This is a genomic window from Streptomyces sp. NPDC005963, assembly GCF_040638655.1.
Lineage (GTDB): Bacteria > Actinomycetota > Actinomycetes > Streptomycetales > Streptomycetaceae > Streptomyces.
The window spans coordinates 192,647-210,071 of the sequence record NZ_JBEXVD010000009.1 but is presented as its reverse complement, the minus strand read 5'-3'; the positions used below and the strand labels follow the sequence as shown (position 1 = coordinate 210,071).

The 17,425-nt window shown below is 70.0% G+C and carries 14 protein-coding genes; 8 read left to right on the top strand and 6 right to left on the bottom strand.

The features are described 5' to 3' along the window. Positions 1-208: 208 nt before the first annotated feature. Together ABZ348_RS15795 and ABZ348_RS15790 are read right to left on the bottom strand one after the other, a co-directional pair. Complete coding sequence (locus ABZ348_RS15795) at positions 209-988, bottom strand: hypothetical protein (RefSeq protein WP_358933275.1); 780 nt, start codon at positions 986-988, stop codon at positions 209-211. Positions 989-1,096: 108 nt separating this feature from the next. After that, positions 1,097-1,225 (bottom strand): hypothetical protein, encoded by a 129-nt coding sequence (locus ABZ348_RS15790; RefSeq protein ID WP_358933273.1) that lies wholly within the window; start codon positions 1,223-1,225, stop codon positions 1,097-1,099. Between the two features lie 1,347 nt (positions 1,226-2,572). On the opposite strand from ABZ348_RS15790, the gene ABZ348_RS15785 reads away from it, so the two are divergent. Continuing rightward, positions 2,573-2,776 carry a hypothetical protein gene (locus tag ABZ348_RS15785; RefSeq protein WP_358933271.1) on the top strand — a complete coding sequence of 68 codons (204 nt, stop codon included), beginning with the start codon at positions 2,573-2,575 and terminating at the stop codon, positions 2,774-2,776. Positions 2,777-3,146: 370 nt separating this feature from the next. Further along, on the top strand, positions 3,147-3,497 hold the full coding sequence (locus ABZ348_RS15780) for a hypothetical protein (RefSeq protein WP_358933269.1): 351 nt from the start codon (positions 3,147-3,149) through the stop codon (positions 3,495-3,497). A gap of 57 nt (positions 3,498-3,554) precedes the next feature. Here ABZ348_RS15780 and ABZ348_RS15775 read toward each other — a convergent pair whose 3' ends face one another. Then, the gene (locus tag ABZ348_RS15775; protein ID WP_358933347.1) at positions 3,555-4,667 is read right to left on the bottom strand and encodes a magnesium and cobalt transport protein CorA; all 1,113 of its coding nucleotides are present in this window, start codon (positions 4,665-4,667) and stop codon (positions 3,555-3,557) included. A gap of 374 nt (positions 4,668-5,041) precedes the next feature. Here ABZ348_RS15775 and ABZ348_RS15770 point away from each other — a divergent pair, with 374 nt between their 5' ends. From ABZ348_RS15770 to ABZ348_RS15755, 4 genes are all read left to right on the top strand, one after another. Continuing rightward, entirely contained in the window at positions 5,042-8,353 is a 3,312-nt protein-coding gene (locus ABZ348_RS15770) for a hypothetical protein (protein ID WP_358933268.1), read from the top strand. Between the two features lie 236 nt (positions 8,354-8,589). After that, positions 8,590-10,071 (top strand): APC family permease, encoded by a 1,482-nt coding sequence (locus ABZ348_RS15765; protein WP_358933266.1) that lies wholly within the window; start codon positions 8,590-8,592, stop codon positions 10,069-10,071. After that, entirely contained in the window at positions 10,068-10,505 is a 438-nt protein-coding gene (locus tag ABZ348_RS15760; protein ID WP_358933264.1) for a hypothetical protein, read from the top strand. Before ABZ348_RS15765 ends, ABZ348_RS15760 begins: the two co-directional genes overlap by 4 nt. A 105-nt stretch (positions 10,506-10,610) precedes the next feature. Continuing rightward, positions 10,611-11,999 carry a dipeptidase gene (locus tag ABZ348_RS15755; RefSeq protein WP_358933262.1) on the top strand — a complete coding sequence of 463 codons (1,389 nt, stop codon included), beginning with the start codon at positions 10,611-10,613 and terminating at the stop codon, positions 11,997-11,999. Here the strand turns inward: ABZ348_RS15755 and ABZ348_RS15750 are convergent. Then, positions 11,965-13,275: a chloride channel protein gene (locus tag ABZ348_RS15750; protein ID WP_358933260.1), complete on the bottom strand. Its 1,311-nt coding sequence runs from the start codon at positions 13,273-13,275 to the stop codon at positions 11,965-11,967. The genes ABZ348_RS15755 and ABZ348_RS15750 overlap by 35 nt on opposite strands. Positions 13,276-13,510: 235 nt before the next feature. Here ABZ348_RS15750 and ABZ348_RS15745 point away from each other — a divergent pair, with 235 nt between their 5' ends. Both ABZ348_RS15745 and ABZ348_RS15740 read left to right on the top strand, forming a co-directional pair. Next, positions 13,511-14,845 carry a hypothetical protein gene (locus ABZ348_RS15745; protein WP_358933258.1) on the top strand — a complete coding sequence of 445 codons (1,335 nt, stop codon included), beginning with the start codon at positions 13,511-13,513 and terminating at the stop codon, positions 14,843-14,845. Between the two features lie 59 nt (positions 14,846-14,904). After that, positions 14,905-15,381 (top strand): hypothetical protein, encoded by a 477-nt coding sequence (locus tag ABZ348_RS15740; protein WP_358933256.1) that lies wholly within the window; start codon positions 14,905-14,907, stop codon positions 15,379-15,381. A gap of 329 nt (positions 15,382-15,710) precedes the next feature. Here ABZ348_RS15740 and ABZ348_RS15735 read toward each other — a convergent pair whose 3' ends face one another. Both ABZ348_RS15735 and ABZ348_RS15730 read right to left on the bottom strand, forming a co-directional pair. Beyond that, positions 15,711-16,319, bottom strand: a complete 609-nt coding sequence (locus ABZ348_RS15735) for a GNAT family N-acetyltransferase (RefSeq protein WP_358933254.1) — start codon at positions 16,317-16,319, stop codon at positions 15,711-15,713. Between the two features lie 647 nt (positions 16,320-16,966). Further along, positions 16,967-17,281, bottom strand: a complete 315-nt coding sequence (locus tag ABZ348_RS15730; protein WP_358933253.1) for a 4a-hydroxytetrahydrobiopterin dehydratase — start codon at positions 17,279-17,281, stop codon at positions 16,967-16,969. Positions 17,282-17,425: the final 144 nt, after the last annotated feature.

Here is a 17,425-nt window from a genome sequence, read left to right as displayed (position 1 = left end):
TGAATCAAATCGTACAACGGGACACCCCTCCCCGCTATTCCCCCCTGCCCAAGTCAACGCCACCAGCACCATCACACCCCCTCTCACCTGGTGTTTTTCGGTCTTCAAAGATCTCCGGCCGCCTACCGCGGGCCGGACAGACGTGTGGGGTGCCCGTCATCGAGCGACGGACACCCCACATCGAGTCACCGGCCTGCCCGGCCGGCCGCTATCTCGCGGCGGAGAACAACTGGCGGAACGCATCGGCCGAGTCCGAGCCCGACCGCCCGAACGGTGCGTCGAAGTCCCACACCAAGAAGAGGAGGAAGGCGATCAGCGCGCTGAACAGCCCGGCGAGCAGCAGTTCCCGGAAGGAGCGCCCGATGTGCATGGTGAAGATCAGCCCCACCGTGACCAGCGCGCCGATGATCAGACCGAACCAGACCACGCCCGGCAGCGTCGCTCCCGCGTTCTGCTCCCGTGCGTTGCGCGCGTCGTCGGCGATGGAGATCTGGTCGAGCATGGGCTGGTACGCCTGGGCCTCCAGCTCGTTCGAGGGCTCGTGCTGGGCGACATCGCTCCGTACGGTGTCGAGCAGCTGGGCCCCGCGGTCGGGCAGTTCGTCGCCCGAGGTCATCAGGGGCCACTCCGTGTGGACGACGTGCGAGACGTACCGGTCGATGTCCTTCCGTAGCTCCGTCTGGATGTCGGGGGGAAAGACCTCGGCGCGCTGGGTCACCTCGTAGAGCGCCTGCGCCTCGCGCCGCACATCGTCCTGGGCCGTGCTCCGTGCCTCCCAGACGCCCGCGATGGCCAGCCCGAGGACGATGGCGTACACCACGCCCACCATCATCGTCATGTACTCAAGGACGTCGGGGGTCGCATCGCTGTCGTCGTCGTCGCCCGGGAGGGCCCGGGCCTCGCGTCTGCGGTGGCTGAGCAGGGTTGCGGCGAGTACGACGGCACAGGCGGCGGCCATCGCGAGGGCCAGGACCAGCCATTCGGACATGGGGATCTCCGTGCTGTTCGGGGGTGCTGAGTGCTCTGTTCGGCCCGGTGGGCAGGGTTGCTCCGGGCAGTGCCGTGGCCCGTGTGCCGCGAGGGCGGTCGGGTCCGGTCAGCGACCGCGCCGGGGCCGCAGGATCGCGGCGGCCAGGACCGCGGGCGTGGTGGTGGTGAGCATGATGACGACCAGGGGCAGCCCGTCGGACTTCCGCTTCCCCGGGATCGGCCGGTGCTGGCGCACGGGGACGGCCTGCGGCGGTGCGACCGGCGGCGGGCTGGTACGCGGGGGCGCCGGCAGCGGTCGTCGCGCGGGCGGTGCAGGGGCGTGAGCGGGGACGACGGAGGGCGGCGGCGGCTCGACCGGGGGCGCAGGGGCCACAGAGGCAGGGGGCGGCGGAGGCGTCTGCGGTGCCTCCGACACGGGCGGCGCGGGCGGCGGCGGGGGAGTGGGCGCAGGTGGCGGCGGTGTCGGAGGCGAGGGCGAAGGGCGCGGGCCGGTGGGTGTCGGCTTGGGCGGGAGGCTCGGCGTAGGGGTGGGCGTAGGAGTGGGTGTCGGTGTGGGAGTGGGACAAGGGGTCGGCTCGGGCGGCGGCGGGGGCGGAGGGCAGTGGGTGAAGAGGTGCACCGCCACCGAGACGTCGACCGTCAGCGGAAGGGGGCCCGCGATCGAAACGGACGTCGAAGCACAGACCAGACCCGGGACCGAGACATGCGTGGAGACCTCGAAGGGCAACCCGGGCGCCAACCACACCGTCGACGAGACATCGAGCAACCGCGCAGATGCAGAGGGCTCACCGAGGTGGCCGCCCGTCCGTGGGGTCGACGGAGGCACCGATGCGCGCCCGCTCCGGGCGGACCCGGGCGCCGTGGGCGCGATCTCTTCCCCAGGGGAAGCAAGGGCCGGGCGCCGATCAGCGGTTGGGCTCGGGTCCCGCTGACCATCGGCTGCCGCTGCCGCTGCCGGCTGCTGTTGGGGCTTGCTCTGTTCGACGACCGGGGGGATCGATTCCTCCGGGGCCGCCCCCTCCGGGTCGACGGGAGGATTCGTTTCCCCTGGGGTGGGCTGCTCCGCCGTCGGCTCGGCCTCTTCTGGTGCCGATGCCGATGCCGATGCCGATGCCGGTGCCGAAGCTGATGCGTCTGTCGGTGTCGGTGTCGGTGTCGGTGCCGATGTCGTGGCGTCGGCGGTCGGTCGATCGGGTGTACCCACTCGACCGTCGTCTGCGCCGTTTGCCCCGTGGTCCGGTGGGGCCACCGGCACGGACACCGACGCATGTACCGGCTCCCTCGCGGCCCCGGTCGCAACAGCGGCCACGGCCACCCCTTGCGAACCCACAATCGCCGCGATCCCCAACGCGCTCAACTGCTGCCATCCCGCCACATTCGTACGGTAGGGGCAGGGCGGTCCGTGTCGCGGAGTGTCGCCCGGATAGCCGAATTAGACGTTTGTCTGACACGTCACCCACATGCTTCACCAGCAGCACTGGCGCCACAGAGGTGGCCCCCAGCATCACCGCGTGCCCCATCTGCCCCCGCTGGAGTAGCCCGGAATGCGCAATCTGACGGGCCGTGAGAGGTTCGCCGGGTGATGAGTCTCTTGATCGCCGCACTCTCCGTACCCATGGTCGCCGTCTGCTCCGCAGCGGCACTCGCCCTGCTGGGCACCTCGGCGCTCCGGTTCTCCAGCGCGGGCCGTACCGACCCCTCCGACGAAGCGCGTTCGGTGACGCTCGCGCTCTACGGCTGTGTGGTCGCCGTCATGACCCTCGGACTGTTCGTCACCCTGCTGTAGTCGAAAGCCCCGGGAACGGACGCCAGGGCCAAAGGGCCTGATCGGACGTCGGCTCTCGATCCCCGCACCATTCACCCCACGGGTTCTCCTGTCCGCGGGGACGGAAATGCCTCATGCTCAACGGGCGTCCCAAAGGGCTGGGGCAACAACGGAGTTGAATGGTGAAACGGTGTTCGCCGACCGAGGTTTCAAGATCCTCATGCATGGAATTGAGTGCCCCCTCCACGTCGAAAGGGCGAGGGCCTCGGAAGGGGGTCGGAGACGGACAGAAGGACACTCCTGTGTCCCGTGTGACGCATGGTCTGGAGATTTCACAGAGTCATCCGGTTGTGGACTTCACCTTCGCGCCGAGTAGCGGCATCGTCGCTGTATGAGACGAACACCGCTGCAACGCCTGCGCTGCGCCCGCCTCGCGGACTCCGCCGCCGGCATTCCTGACGGCTCGTCCGATGCAGGTCGAGCCGGGGTGGTGCTGTACGCCACCGGTCAGCCGTCCGGGCTGGCGGGCCTTCGGCTCTACGCACGGGCACGCAAGTGGCCCGTGGTCGCCGAGGTGGTCGATCCGGCGCCGGGCGGAGGACTGTGGTCCAGCACCCTCCACCTCATCCGGTCGCAGCGGGTCGCAGGGGTCCTCCTGGACGGACCGCTGGTGGACACGGCCTGGCTGGAGGACGCCTCGGCCTTCGCCGTTCGCCCCGCGGTCGGCACCGGAATGTCCTGATCCGGACCGCCGATGCCGGACGCGGCGACCCGAACGGGGGCGCCCGGGCATCGGGGCTCAGAGCCAGCCGTTGCGGCGGAAGCTCCGGTGGATGGTCACACAGGCGGTCACCATCACCGTGAGCACCAGGGGATAGCCGTAGGTCCAGCGCAGTTCCGGCATGTGCTCGAAGTTCATCCCGTACATCCCGCACACCATCGTCGGCACGGCGACTATCGCCGCCCATGCCGTGATCTTGCGCATGTCCTCGTTCTGGGCGACCGTCACCTGTGCCAGGTGGGCCTGGAGGATGGAGTCGAGGAGCGCGTCGAAGGAAGCGAGCTGTTCGCCCAGTCGGGCCAGGTGGTCGACGACGTCCCGGAAGTACGGCTGCATCGCAGGGCCCGCCGGAGCGAGCGGTGTGGTGGCCAGGGCCCGCATGGGTCGCTCCAGCGGACCGGCCGACCGCTTGAGTTCGAGGAGCTCCCGCTTGAGCTGGTAGATGCGGCCCGCGTCATGACGACCGGCCTGCTCGCTGAAGACCGCGGTCTCCACCTCGTCGATGTCGTGCTGTACGGCGTCGGCGGCGGCGAGGTAGTCGTCCACGATCTGGTCGGCGATGGCGTGCAGTACGGCCGCCGGTCCCTTGGCCAACTGCTCGGGCCGGGCCTCCAGCGACTCGCGGAGCGGGCCGAGTGAGCCATGTCCTCCGTGCCGCACGGTGAGGACGAAGTCGGAGCCGATGAAGACCATCAGATCTCCGGTGTCCACCACTTCCCCGCCCGACGGCGACTGCGGATCGGAGAGGTAGCGGCAGGTTCGGAACACCGCGACGAGCGTGTCCCCCCGGGTCTGGCCGCGCACGGGCTCGTAGCGCTGGAGCCCGGGCCGCTGCTGCGCCAGCGCCGCGTCCTCCACGGCCAGCGGATGGAGTCCGAACATCTCGGCGAAGACGGCCAACTCCAGCGCGGTCGGTTCGTGCAGCCCGAACCAGACGAAGCCGCGGCCGTCCGATCCCCGCACCTGCCGCAGTGCCTTCTGGGCGTCGCCGTCGCAGGGCTGGCGCACACCGTCCTCGTACACCACGCAGTTGACGACCGTGCTGCCCAGGGGGGAGCGCGCCGGGTGGCTGAGATCGACGGTGGCGCGGCGGTAGGTGCGGCTGATCGCTCGGCGCAGCTTGCGCATCATCGGCACGGTGGAGCTCCTTCGGACGGCCGGGCGTCAGTGTGCCATCGGACGGCTACTGGACGGCAGAGTTCCGCAGGCCAGGACCGTACGGAGGGGGCCATGGGGGCTGCGGAAGACGAAGGAGGGGGCCGGGGCTGGGGAGGCGGGCGGCATTCCCCATTCGTGCCATGACTTCCGAGGGCAAATCACGGCCATGGTGGCCGGAAGTCGGCTGCCTCAGCTGGCTTTATGTGTACCCCTCAAGAGACATTTATGGGATCATCGCAAGGATTCACCACACGCGTCACACAGGCCCCTGTTACGGATTGGCCGCGGCGCGCCCAAGCCATTCGCCGGTCCGGGGGGACGTTGTGCCGTACCACCCTTCTACGGCTGTGAGATTGCTGAAATCCGCGTCGTATGTCGCAGCACTGCTGACCTTGTCCGTGCTGTTGTCCATGGTGGTGCCCGGAGTGGTCGATTGGGTGCCCGAGCGGGGAAAGGCGGCTCCGCAGCAGGAGTCGACGGACCGCACGGTCAATGACTCCAAGAACGCCGCCTCGTCCGCGTCCGTGGGGCTCGCGAAGGTGGATCCGCGCCCGCCCGCCGAGGCCGTTGCGGAACCGGCGCCCGCGGATATCACCGCGTGCAGGGCGCTCCCGCTGTCCTCTTTCGGTGAATCCGGTCACACCGCCGGCCGGGCCACGGTCCCCGGTGACGACAGCGTCTGTTACACCGTCACCGCCGAGCGTCCCGGACTCCACCGGATCCTCCTCGACCGCCAGCGCGGCAACTCCCACGCACTCGCCTTCGACGGCGCCCGCCAGCTCGACTGCTACGACGCGGTCGGCGGAGCCGGCTGGTGCACCCTGCCCCGCGCCGGTGTGTTCACCGTGAAGGTCGTGAACTACGGCTCCGCCGAGAGCCGGACCGCTCTCGCCGCCGTCGCCCTCGGCGACACCACCGGCTGCCGTCGTGAGACGGACACCTCCTGGGCGACCCCCGCCGTCAGCGGCTCGCTGGACAGTGCACTGGAACTGCTGTGCCAGCCGTTCCGCGGCCGGTCCGGCGAGCGGGTGATGGTCGACTTCCCCGGCGATCAGTGGATCACCGACCGCTCCGGCGCCCGCATCTGCCCCCGTACCAACGCCGACGGCAGTGATGGATGCGTGCTGCCCGGCGACGGCCCCTACCGGGTGATCGCCCGCATCAAGCAGTCCGACGGCGGCTTCCCGGCCCCGTACGCGCTGAGCGTCCGAAGGCTGTCCGACCCCTCGGGCTGTGCGAACGCCCCCCTGAACGCCTATGACTCCGCGCCCGCGGCGGCCACCGCCACCGGCTGCAAGATTTTCTCCTCTCCCACCGCCGGCAGCTACGAGATGCACCAGGTCTCGGACGCGGGCGTACGGTCTGGAGTGAAGGTCTACGACCGGACCGGGAAGACCGTCTGCAAGCCGTGGGGCCAGTGCCAACTGCCCGACTCGGCCGACTACACCCTGATCACCGACCAGGCCACGCTCGTCTACGACCGCACCGCCAGCGACGGCTGTCGACCCGCCGTGCTCGGCGGCCACCTCGGCGACTTCGAGGCCGCGGGCGAGACGGACTGTCTGATCCTGCCGCAGCCGGCCGGGTCCCGACTCGCAGCCGTGGGCAACCGCGGTGCGGTCAAGGTGGACCCCGAGGCGGTCGTCCTCGACGCCGACGGCACCCAGCGGTGCGACTGGTCCACCCTGAACGAGGGCACCTGCGGACTCACCGGCAAGGCCCCGCACCGGATGCTGATCACGGCGGGCGAGTCGTTCCAGCCCACCGGCACCTATGCGATGGCCCTGTACCGCACCGACACGGCCGAAGGCTGCACCGTCGTACCCGCCGGTGACTTCGGCGCCACCACGGCCGCCGCCCAGCTCACCACCGGCAGCGGTGTGTTCTCGCACTGTCTGACGATCCCGGCCGACGACCACAGTGCGATGGAGAACCTCCAACTGCACACGGCACAGGGCACGAGCAACGCCGTCGTCACGGTCGTCAACCCCACGGGTACGAAGGTCTGTGCCCTGCGGCCCGGCCAGTACGCGCACACCACCTGCGGTTTCGCTCCCGGCGCCGCCTACACCGTGATCTTCTCGGCCGAGGACGCCAACGGTGCGTACGCCCTCACCCGCCGCGATGTCACCGCCACCGCCAAGGGCTGCATCCCCACCCCGGCGACCGCAGTGGGCGGTCCGTCCACCACGGGGGCGACCGGCCCCGCGGGCACCCTCCAGTGCCGACAGGTGACCACCGAAGACCCCAAGGACACGCTCTATCTGAACGCCCGTGACGAGCAGGCGACCGCCCACACCGTCGCCCACGGCGCGGACGGTGCGATCACGACCTGCGGCTACCGCGCCCGGGCCTGCGCTGTCACCGGCTCCACCAGCTACCAGGTCATCGTCACCGTGCCCCAGGGCCGGGAGGTCGCCCCGGGCTACCGCTTCGACGCCCTGCGGATCGGCACCGCGAGCGGACCGGCTCCCGAATGCCTCCGCGTCCCCAACGTCAGCTACGGCTTCGGTGCCCTCACCGGATCGCTGACCGAGCAGAACACGGCCGTCTGCGCGGCACTGCCCACCGGCACCAGCGACCAGTTCAACGCCACGGTCACCAGCGCCACGGGAGACGCCGAGCGCGGCCGGACCGTGGTGCCCCGGCTCTACGGCAGTGCACTCGAAAACGGCTGCACCACGACCCGCACCGGCCGCTACCGGTGCGCCACCGACGAGCCCACCACGGCCCCGCCCCTGCCCACCACCCTCGTCATCGGGCTCCCCGAGCGCGAGTCGCAGACCACCTACCGCGCCGCCTTCGACTGCCGTTCCAGCCTGTGCGGCAACGAGTCGCGCACGGTCGGCACGATCAGCCCGGCCACCGGGGTCAGCGGCACCGACACCGTCCTCACCCTCACCGGCACCGCACTGCACCAGAAGGACACGGTCCGCATCCAGCGCAAGGGGAAGACGATCGAGTCCACCCCGGTCGCCGTCTCACCCGACCGGCGTTCGCTGACCGTGGCCCTCGACCTCGACGGTGCCGCACCGGGAGCCTGGACCGCCAGTGTGACCACCCACTACGGCTGGGAGTTCGGCCGGGGCACGTTCACCGTCACACCGGGCGCACCCCTGAAGAACACCAAGGCGCCCAGGATCAGCGGGACCGTACGCGCGGGGGCCAAGGTCAGCGCGATCACCGGCGGGTGGACGCCCGCGGCGGCGTCCTACCGCTACCAGTGGAAGGCGGACGGGCGCAGCATCTCCGGCGCCACCTCCGCCACCTACACCGTCCCGTCGTCGCTGGTGGGCCAGCAGCTCACGGTCAGCGTCACCGCCCGTCGGGTCGGCCACCAGGACGGTACGTCCACCAGTGCACCGAGCACGGTCGTACCGGGCAGTGCGCCGAAGGCCGACAAGGCGCCGCGGATCACGGGGACGGCCGACGTCGGCCGCACCCTGAAGGCGAAGCGCGGCACCTGGTCGCCCAAGCCGACGTCGTACGCCTATCAGTGGTACGCCGACGGGCGGGCGATCGCCGGGGCGACCGGGTCCAGTCTGACGCTGAAGCCGGCACAGGGCGGAAAGCGGATCACGGTCAAGGTGACCGCCCACCGCACCGGACACCACAGCGGATCGGCCACCAGCAGGGCGACGGACTCCGTGGACCGCTGAGCCGAGCGCGGCCCGTTCAACGAGCCGTCGGCACGGCACACCCCAACACGGCATACCTCAGCATCGCGGCCCCACCGATCACCGGTGGGGCCGCCGTCACTTCCGGAGAAGCGGACGGCCCGTCACTCGGTCGGCCGGTCACCGGATGCAAAGTCCCCGCGCCCCGTCGACTCTGGGACGAACCACACGCCACGCGGCGGTTCGCCACCGAGCGGCCAGCACGGGGGAAGGTGCCCATGAGTTCCATGGACGTGCCCGCGGACCTTCCGCGGCAGACGACCCGTACCAAAGCGGTCGGCCGACCGGCCAATCCCACCCTGAGTTGGCTGACCCTGGCCCTGATGACCACGGCGTCCGTCGCGAGTCTGCGTGCCGCGCCCACCATGGCGGTCTACGGCCTGGCCTGCGTCTTCCTCTACCTCATCCCCGCGATCGTCTTTCTGCTGCCGACCGCGTTGGTCTCCGCCGAACTGGCGTCCGGCTGGTCCGGCGGCGTGTACCGATGGGTGAGCGAGGGTCTGTCCAAACCCTTGGGATTTCTGGCGGTTTGGTGCCAATTTGCTATGACAATCTTTTATTACCCGAGCCTGCTGGCGTTCGTGGCGAGCACGATCGCCTACGTCATCGATCCGGCGCTCGCCTCCAACGGCCTCTACACGGCCATCGTCATCATGGTCCTGTACTGGACCGGTGTCTGGGTCTCCTCGCGGGGGACGAAGGCGCTCGCCGGGCTCTCGTCCTGGGGCCTGGTCATCGGAACGCTGGTGCCCGGCACGATCCTCGTCGTCCTCGGCATCGTCTTCCTCGGCCAGGGCAACCCCTCCGCCGCGCCCATGACCGCCTCGAACCTGCTTCCCCAGTGGGCGGGGCTGGCCAGCCTGGTGCTGATCGTCAACAACTTCCTCTCCTACTCGGGCATGGAGATGAACGCGGTGCACGTCTCCTCGCTCAAGGACCCGCCGCGCGAGTACCCGAAGTCCATGTTCCTGGCCATGGGACTGGTCCTGTTGATCTTCATCCTGCCGGCGCTCGCGATCAGCTGGGTCGTCCCGTCCGGGCAGCTGAGCCTGACCGCCGGAGTGATGCAGGCGTTCGACGCCTTCTTCTCGTACTTCCACATCGGCTGGCTCACCCCGATCGCCGCCGTGATGCTGGTCTCCGCGGCCCTCGGCGGAATGCTGACCTGGCTCGCCGGCCCCTCCAAGGGCCTGTTGGAGATCTCCCGGCAGGAGGGCTATCTACCGCCGTTCCTGCAACAGCTCAACAAGAACGGCATCCAGCAGAACATCCTGGTCACCCAGGGCATCATCACCACGATCATCGCCCTGATGTACGCGTTCCTGCCGAACGTCTCCAGCGTCTACTGGATCTTCTCCACCATCACCACCCAGGTCTATCTGATCGTCTACCTGCTGATGTTCGTGGCCGCGATGCGCCTGCGGAAGAACCAGCCCGACCACCCCCGCGGCTATCGCGCACCCCTGCTGGGAGTGCTCTGCACGGTCGGTCTGCTGGCATCGCTGGCCGCGCTCGCCATCGGCTTCGTACCGCCGTCGCAGTTCGGCGGCGGCAGCGTGGGCGCGTACGTCCTGATCGTCGGCGGTGGACTGGTGATCCTCGGGCTGCTGATCCCCTGGGCGTTCCTGAAGTTCCGCAAGCCCAGTTGGAAGACCGCCGAGAACGCCGAGAACGCCACGGCTGACGGGAGCGCGTCATGAGCCCGACGCGGTTCGCCTCCGAACACAAGTGGATCTACATCGGTGCGATCGTGCTGCTGGTCGCGCTCGCGATCGTCGGAGTCATCCAGTACAACAAGGTCAAGGTCACCAACGAGGCCGCCCGCAAGGCCGACCAACTCGCCTCCGACCTGGAGGCCGCAGGACTGCCGCGCCCGAAGACGTCGACCATCGCGCGGGTCCTGGGCACGGACGGCGGAGTGGTCTGCGAGGACCCGGCCAGTGCGCTGAAGTCCGCGCTGTGGCGCATCAACCTCTCCAACGGCGCCGCAGGCCCCGGGCAGCGGCCCATCATCGCCGACTCCCAGGTGGTGGAGGCCGAAGCGATGATCGTCGACCTCTACTGCCCGGAGAAGATCGACAAGGTCCGCGATGCGGTCGACGACCTCAAGACCGACGACACCGTACGCGACTGACCCGGTCGACACCCCACGACGACGGGGGCATATGCCCCCGACGGGCCGGCCGCCGATGAGCCGGCCGCCGAGGTGGCGAAGCGCCCCGAGAGACGAGGCACCGACATGAACGCCCAGGCCAGCAGCGCCGACACCGAACTGCGCCGACGCATCACCGACCTGATGCCACGGGCCAAGACCGACCTCACCGAACTCGTCGCCATCCCCTCGGTCGCCGACCCCCGCCAGTACCCGCCCGAGGAGTGCCATAAGGCCGCCCGCTGGGTCGCCGACGCCATCACCGACGCCGGACTGCACGACGTACGACTCGTCGAGACCCCCGACGGCAGCCATGCCGTCATCGGACACCGCCCACCCCCGCCCGGCGCCCCGACCGTGCTGCTCTACTGCCACTACGACGTCCAACCGCCGCTCGACGACGACGCCTGGACCACCCCGCCCTTCACCCTCACCGAACGCGACGGCCGCTGGTACGGGCGCGGCGCCGCCGACTGCAAGGGCAACATCGTGATGCACCTGACCGCGCTGCGGGCGCTCGGGGACGACATCCCCGTCGGGTTGCGATTCGTCGCCGAGGGTTCCGAAGAGCAGGGCACCGGCGGCCTGGAGGCGTACGTCACCGAGCACCCCGAGGAGTTCCTCGCGGACGCCCTCCTGGTCTGCGACACCGGCAACGCGGCCGTGGGCATCGGCACCGCGACCGTTTCCCTGCGCGGGCTCGCAGCCGTCGTCGTCACCGTGGACACCCTCCAGGGCGAGGTCCACTCGGGCATGTTCGGTGGCCCCGCCCCCGATGCGCTCGCCGCACTGATCCAGATGCTGGCCTCGCTGCGCGACCCCGAGACCGGCGCCACCAGGATCGACGGCTTGGACGCAGAAGGCACCTGGGACGGCGTCGGCTACGACGAGGAGCAGTTCCGCACGGACGCCGGGGTGCTCGACGGAGTACGACTGACCGGCACCGACCGGGTCGCCGACCGGCTGTGGGCCCGGCCCGCCGTCACCGTCCTCGGCATCGACTGTCCCCCGGTCGTCGGCTCGTCCGCCGCCGTGCCCGCCACCGCCCGCGCCCGCGTCAGCCTGCGCGTACCGCCCGGCATGAACGCGGAGACGGCGTGCGCGGCGCTGATCGCCCATCTGCGGGCCGCCGCACCCTGGGGCGTGCGCGTCGACATCGAACCGGAGGGCACCGGAGCACCCTTCCGCGCCGCCACCGACGGCCCCGCGTACGCGGCACTCGGCACGGCCATGGCCGAGGTGTACGGCCGGCCGATGTCCTTCCTCGGCCAGGGCGGTTCCATCCCGCTCTGCAACGTCCTCGCCGCCACCTATCCGCGCGCCGAGATCGTCCTCATGGGAGTGGAGGAGCCCCGGTGCCTCATCCACGCACCCAACGAGAGCGTTGACCCCACCGAGATCGAGCACATGGCCCAGGTCGAGGCCCTGTTCCTCCGGCACTTCAGCGCTGCTGCTTCTCCAACAGCTGCGCGGTGACAAAACCGACCACCGCACATACCGCGATCAACGGCATCTGGTTCGCCGCGTCCTTGTCCATCAGCAGCACGGCCAGTACGGAGCTGGTCACCGGCAACCGGGTCACCACCGCCGAAGCGGTCGCCATGCCGAGCGCCAACCCCGGTGTCACCCCCAGCCCCGGCAACCCCGAAGCGGCCACCCCGATCGCCGCACCCAACAGCACCGCGGGGAAGATCGGCCCACCGCGCAGCGAACCCAGGCTGATGCCCCACGCCACGCCCTTGCACAACACCAACGCCAACAGCGCCCCCACCGACCACGCATGGGGATCCGCGGCCAGCGCACCGAGCATCACCTGTCCCGACAGCGCCGCTTCCGCGGGCGAACGACCCGTCACCAGCGCGTACACGGCGATGCACACCCCCACGGCCACCGCACACGCCACCGTACGCAGGGCGGTCTGCCGCGCGGTCCAGCGCAGGGACACATAGCCGATGCGATGCGTGTACGTCACCACCACACCGATCACCACCGCCACCGGCACGCCCCACAGGAAGTCACCGGCGTCCGGGCTCACGTTCGGCGGTACGGACGGCAGTTCCAGCGCTCCGATGGAGAGGCCGGTCCAGTTCCCGAAGCCCGTGAACACCAACGCACCCACACCGCTGGCCAACAGACACGGCAACAGCAACAGGGCCAGTTGCGGACCGGCGAGTCCGGCCGCCTCCACCACCATCACGGCAGCGACCAACGGGCCACCCAGGATGGTGGAGATCGCCGTCGTGGAACCCGTCGTCCCCAACACCAAGGCGATCTGGGGGTCCTCGGCGCGCTTCGCCGACCGCACGGCGAGCAGCGCCAGCCCGCTGCCGAGCGCCATCAGCGGCGCCTCCGGTCCGAGCACCACGCCCAACGGCAGGGTGGCGAGGGCCGCGAGCACCACACCGGGCAGTGCGTCGGGGCCCAGCGGCGGACCGCCGAGGCCGTGCACCGGCTGATGGCCACCGCGGCCCGGCAGCCGCGTCACGATCGGTGCGAGGATCAGCCCCGCGAGCAGCAGTGCGGGCAGCGGCCACCACCAGGGCGGCTCGTCGTAGCCGGCCGCCTGCGGGAGGTCCTCCCAGATGGCGCGTTGCAGGGCGTGCTGTGCGCTGACGAAGAAGAAGCAGGCCAGGGCGATGGGCACCCCGATCAGCACGGACAGCAGCAGCAGTTTGAGATAGCCGCGGCTACGGATGGTGTCGCGGAGCGTGAGGGTCCCCGAGGCGTCACCGGGCGCCGCCGCCGCACTCACGCGACCATCCGCCCGCTGCCGCCGGCCGTACGGCTCGGCGCGGCCCCCGTGCGCTCTTCCCTGCGATGCATGAGCCCATGCAAAGGCAGGAGGGAGCCGTTGGGCCGCCCGGGCGCGCTGCATTCGGGTGGCTCCACCCGGACGGCCGTCCTGCGTTCGCCGCCGCTCCCCGTTTCGGGTTCGCTGACCAGACGGCGAGTGGGAGGCCCTGACGGCGAGTGGGAGGCGTACGGCCATGGCGGACGAACTGGATCATCTCAGGGCCCGGGTCGCCGCCCTGGAGTCCTCGGCGGACCGGCCACCACCCGGCCACCACCGGGTGCGCTCGTTCTTCTCCGCACTGCTCATCGTCATCGGCTGTGTCCTCGCACCGCTGGGCGCGGTGGCCGCCTGGAGCGCGGACGAGGTCGGCAACACCGACCGATACGTGGACACGGTCGCCCCGCTCGCCTCCGACGCGGACGTACAGAACGCGGTCGCCACCCGGGTCACCGATGCCGTGATGGAGCACATCGACCTCAACTCGGTCCTGGAGGGCGTCGCTCCCGCCGATCGACCGCGCCTCACCAAGGCGCTCGGCAAACTGGGCGACTCGCTGGAGAGCGCACTGCGCAGCTTCGTCCACGACAAGTCGCAGGAGGTCGTCGCCTCCGACGCGTTCAAGACGGTCTGGGTCGACGCCAACCGCAAGGTCCATGACGCCGTGGACAAGGCCCTCACCGGCAACGGCGGTGGCGCGGTCAAACTCACGAACGACGCCGTGAAGATCGATCTGGGACCCGTCGTCGACCAGGTGAAACAGCGCCTGGTCGACGACGGGCTGACGGCGGCCGAGCGGATTCCCGAGGTCAACGCCGAGTTCACGGTGTTCAAGTCGGAGGACATCGGCAAGGTCAAGACGGGGTTCCGGCTGCTCCAGATCGCCGGGTTCTGGCTACCGGTGCTGGCCCTGCTGCTGGTCGTGGTGGGCGTACTGCTCGCGGTGCGCCGCCGTAGGGCGCTGGTCGCCGCCGCGCTGGGGGTGGCGTTTGCACTGCTGCTGCTGGGGGCGGCTCTGACGGGCTTCCGGGCGGTCTATCTGGACGCCCTGCCGTCCGACGTGTCCCAGTCCGCTGCCGGCTCGGTGTACGACGCTCTCGTCCGGTATCTGCGCACCACGGTTCGCACGGTGGTCGCGCTCGGAATCGTGGTGGCCCTCGCGGCCTGGCTCACCGGCCCGGGGCGCTGGGCCGCCCTCGTCCAGCAGATGTGGCACACGGGCCTCGGTGCGGTACGGGCCACGGCCGCGCGGGCCGGGCTGCACACGGGTCCGGTGGGGCCGTGGGTGCGTCGCTACCGGCGCTGGGTCGTGTGGGTGCTGGTGGCGGGGGCGGTGCTGGCGTACGTGTTCTGGAGCTATCCGACGGCGTGGGTGGTGGTGGGGCTGGCCCTGGCGCTGCTGTTCGCTCTGGCGCTGGTGGAACTGGTCGCTGGGGAACCGGCCCCCGAGCGGAGAGGGGCGGGACGGTCCACGCCGCCGCCGTCACCCGAACGGCCGAACACCGATGGCGGTGGGTCGGGCACGGGCTGAGGCTCGAATTCCCGTCCGCGATGGGCGCACGGGGCAAGGAGCCAATGAAGGGACGTCCCATGAGCAGTGCATCGCAGCCGACCGGGACACCACCGCCGAGACCCACCACCACCTCCGGTCACGGCTCCGGCTATCGATCCGGCCGCAACAGCGGCTGGGCGGTCGGAGGGGTCGTCTTCGCGGGCATCCTGATGATCTGCAACGGCGTGCTCGCCATCCTTCAGGGCATCTCCGCCATCGCGAAGGACGACGTCTACACCCGGGTCGGCGACTACGTCTACAAGATCAATCTGACCGGGTGGGGCTGGATCCACCTCGTGCTCGGCATCTGTTTGCTGATCACCGGCTGGGGCGTGCTGTCCAACCAGTCCTGGGCGCGGTACACGGGCATCTTCTTCGCCTCGATCAGTCTGATCGCACAGTTCCTGTTCCTGCCCTATCTCCCGATCTGGGCAGTGATCATGATCGCGATCGACGTGTTCATCATCTGGGCGCTGGCCACGTACCACCCTGATGACGAGAGGGATCTCATCTGACGCGGATTCCTCCCGCCGGCCCGGTCCAGCCTTGGACCGGGCCGACGGGTGCGTCCGCCACCGGGACCGCAGAACTGGGGGCTCGGAAAGGGAGATCGCCCGGGACGAGAGCCTGGAGACGGGATACAGGCTGTCCCACGGGGGAACAGGTCCTGGCCCGCCTCCGGGCGGACGACGGGCGCCCCACGGACTGAGCCGTACGCCGGTGTCATCGGCGCGCGTTCGGGGGCGGTGCGCCGGGTGTCGGCGCGGATCGTGCTGGTTCTGCGGGTCGGGCTGGTTGTGCGGGTCGGCCTGGTTCTGTGGGTCGGGCCGGTTGTGCCGGTCGGCTATGCGCCGGTCGCGGCGCGCGGTTCGCGCCACATCGCCCACAGCACCGGTCCGCCGTCCGGCAGTTGGAGCTCGTGGCGGACGGTGAACCCGAAGTGCTCGTAGAACGGGAGATTGTCCGGCTTGGACGACTCCAGATACGCGGGCAGACCCGCCGCATCGGCCTTCGCCAGGCCCGAGCGCAGCAGCGCGGCCCCATGCCCCTGGCCCTGGGCCGCGGGGTCGGCACCGATCAGCGCCAGGTACCAGTGCGGCTCCTGGGGAGTGTGCTTGGCGGCCGTCTCCACGGTGTTCTTGAAGACCCCCGCGCGGTCGCCGAGGATGTTCAGGAGCTCCTGGATGGTCTCCGCATCGGGCACGGCCTTGGCCTGCCCCTCCGGCGGCACCCAGAACGCAGCGGCCTTGTCGGTGACCTCGCACACGGCGTGGCGCACGTACTGCCGGGTGAAGATCGTCGAGAAGTAGCGGCTGAGGTTGGCCTCGCGCGAGGCGTCCTCCGGGAAGAAGGAACGCATCATCGGGTCATCGTCGAATGCACGGGTCAGGACGTCGCTGACCAGCGCAGCATCGTCGACCGTTGCCGTTTTCGGGGTATTCGATATCGACATGGGTTCATTCTGCACGTTTCGTTTTCCGAGGCCGAGGCGAGGTCCCTTCGCAGGTCCGGGACCATCGTGCGAGGCTCATTGCGAGGTCTGCCGCAGCCGGGATCTCCTGCCGATCACACCGGCGATCCGGGTGCCGCGGCCCGACCGGGCACCCGTCACGTCGTCACGGAAAGATCGCTGGGTCCGTCCCCGAGCACGGTCCTCGGGCACGCGAGCCCAGCAAGATCCGAAAGAAGGGCCCTAGCCGTGCCAGCGGACGCGCCCCCGGTGCAACCTGATGAACAGCCAGGCGCCGGTGAATCCAATGAGGTTGAGAACGACGACCGCTGCGATGGCCTGCCATACGTGGTGCATGGGTACCCCCTGTTGCCGTCACGTACCGGGAGGAACGAGGAGAGTGCGGTGAACGGTGGGTCTCGGTGCCTTCGGCGGTCATCGGTGTTGGGTCTTCGGCGACCGTCGGTGAGCCGAAGCTAGCAGGAACGGTTCGCCGTCTACGGAAACCATGGATTCTCTGAGGAACATCTGAGCTCGGGCACGCTCAACTAGCCCTAACAGGCCAAGTGTTGGGTCGATATCGCCCCGAACCAGGGCTCCGAGGCGGCACCCTCAGCCGCCGCCTCGACCCCGCTCCGCACGTTCGGGTTTCAGCCGCCGGCCGGCTCGGCTCCGTGCTCGGCAGCCAAGGCGCTGATGCGGGCGGCGAGTGCGGTGTCCAGAGCGGTGATCGCGTCCCCGGCGTCATGGGTGTTGAGTGCGAAGCCGATCGTCCCGTAGAGGATGTGGATCGCGGCGTGATGGTTCGCCTCGTCCTCGGCGGCGGCGACCGCCAGATACAGCCCCGGCACGCTGGCCCGGTCAGCCTTGAAGTCCGCGGCGAGACTGCCGTCCCGCACGCTCCAGCCGGGTAGGTCGGTCAACACCTGGTCCAGCTCGCCGGGGGTCAGCGGAGTGGCGGGCATCGATTGCTCCTCGTGATAGCTGATGACACGACGGCCAGCCGGACGCACGCACCCGGCCGCCGACGCCGTGGGTGCCTTCAGCAGTTCATGCCCCACCACGGGGTGTCCAGCGCTCCGGGGCGGGGGGAGGGACGAATGCACCCG

Coding starts and splice junctions, on each gene's coding strand:
- ABZ348_RS15780 (WP_358933269.1), top strand. CDS start 3,147: ATGAGACGAACACCGCTGCAACGCCTGCGCTGCGCCCGCCTCGCGGAC.
- ABZ348_RS15735 (WP_358933254.1), bottom strand. CDS start 16,319: ATGTCGATATCGAATACCCCGAAAACGGCAACGGTCGACGATGCTGCG.
- ABZ348_RS15760 (WP_358933264.1), top strand. CDS start 10,068: ATGAGCCCGACGCGGTTCGCCTCCGAACACAAGTGGATCTACATCGGT.
- ABZ348_RS15785 (WP_358933271.1), top strand. CDS start 2,573: ATGAGTCTCTTGATCGCCGCACTCTCCGTACCCATGGTCGCCGTCTGC.
- ABZ348_RS15740 (WP_358933256.1), top strand. CDS start 14,905: ATGAGCAGTGCATCGCAGCCGACCGGGACACCACCGCCGAGACCCACC.
- ABZ348_RS15745 (WP_358933258.1), top strand. CDS start 13,511: ATGGCGGACGAACTGGATCATCTCAGGGCCCGGGTCGCCGCCCTGGAG.
- ABZ348_RS15765 (WP_358933266.1), top strand. CDS start 8,590: ATGAGTTCCATGGACGTGCCCGCGGACCTTCCGCGGCAGACGACCCGT.
- ABZ348_RS15775 (WP_358933347.1), bottom strand. CDS start 4,667: ATGATGCGCAAGCTGCGCCGAGCGATCAGCCGCACCTACCGCCGCGCC.
- ABZ348_RS15795 (WP_358933275.1), bottom strand. CDS start 988: ATGTCCGAATGGCTGGTCCTGGCCCTCGCGATGGCCGCCGCCTGTGCC.
- ABZ348_RS15730 (WP_358933253.1), bottom strand. CDS start 17,281: ATGCCCGCCACTCCGCTGACCCCCGGCGAGCTGGACCAGGTGTTGACC.
- ABZ348_RS15755 (WP_358933262.1), top strand. CDS start 10,611: ATGAACGCCCAGGCCAGCAGCGCCGACACCGAACTGCGCCGACGCATC.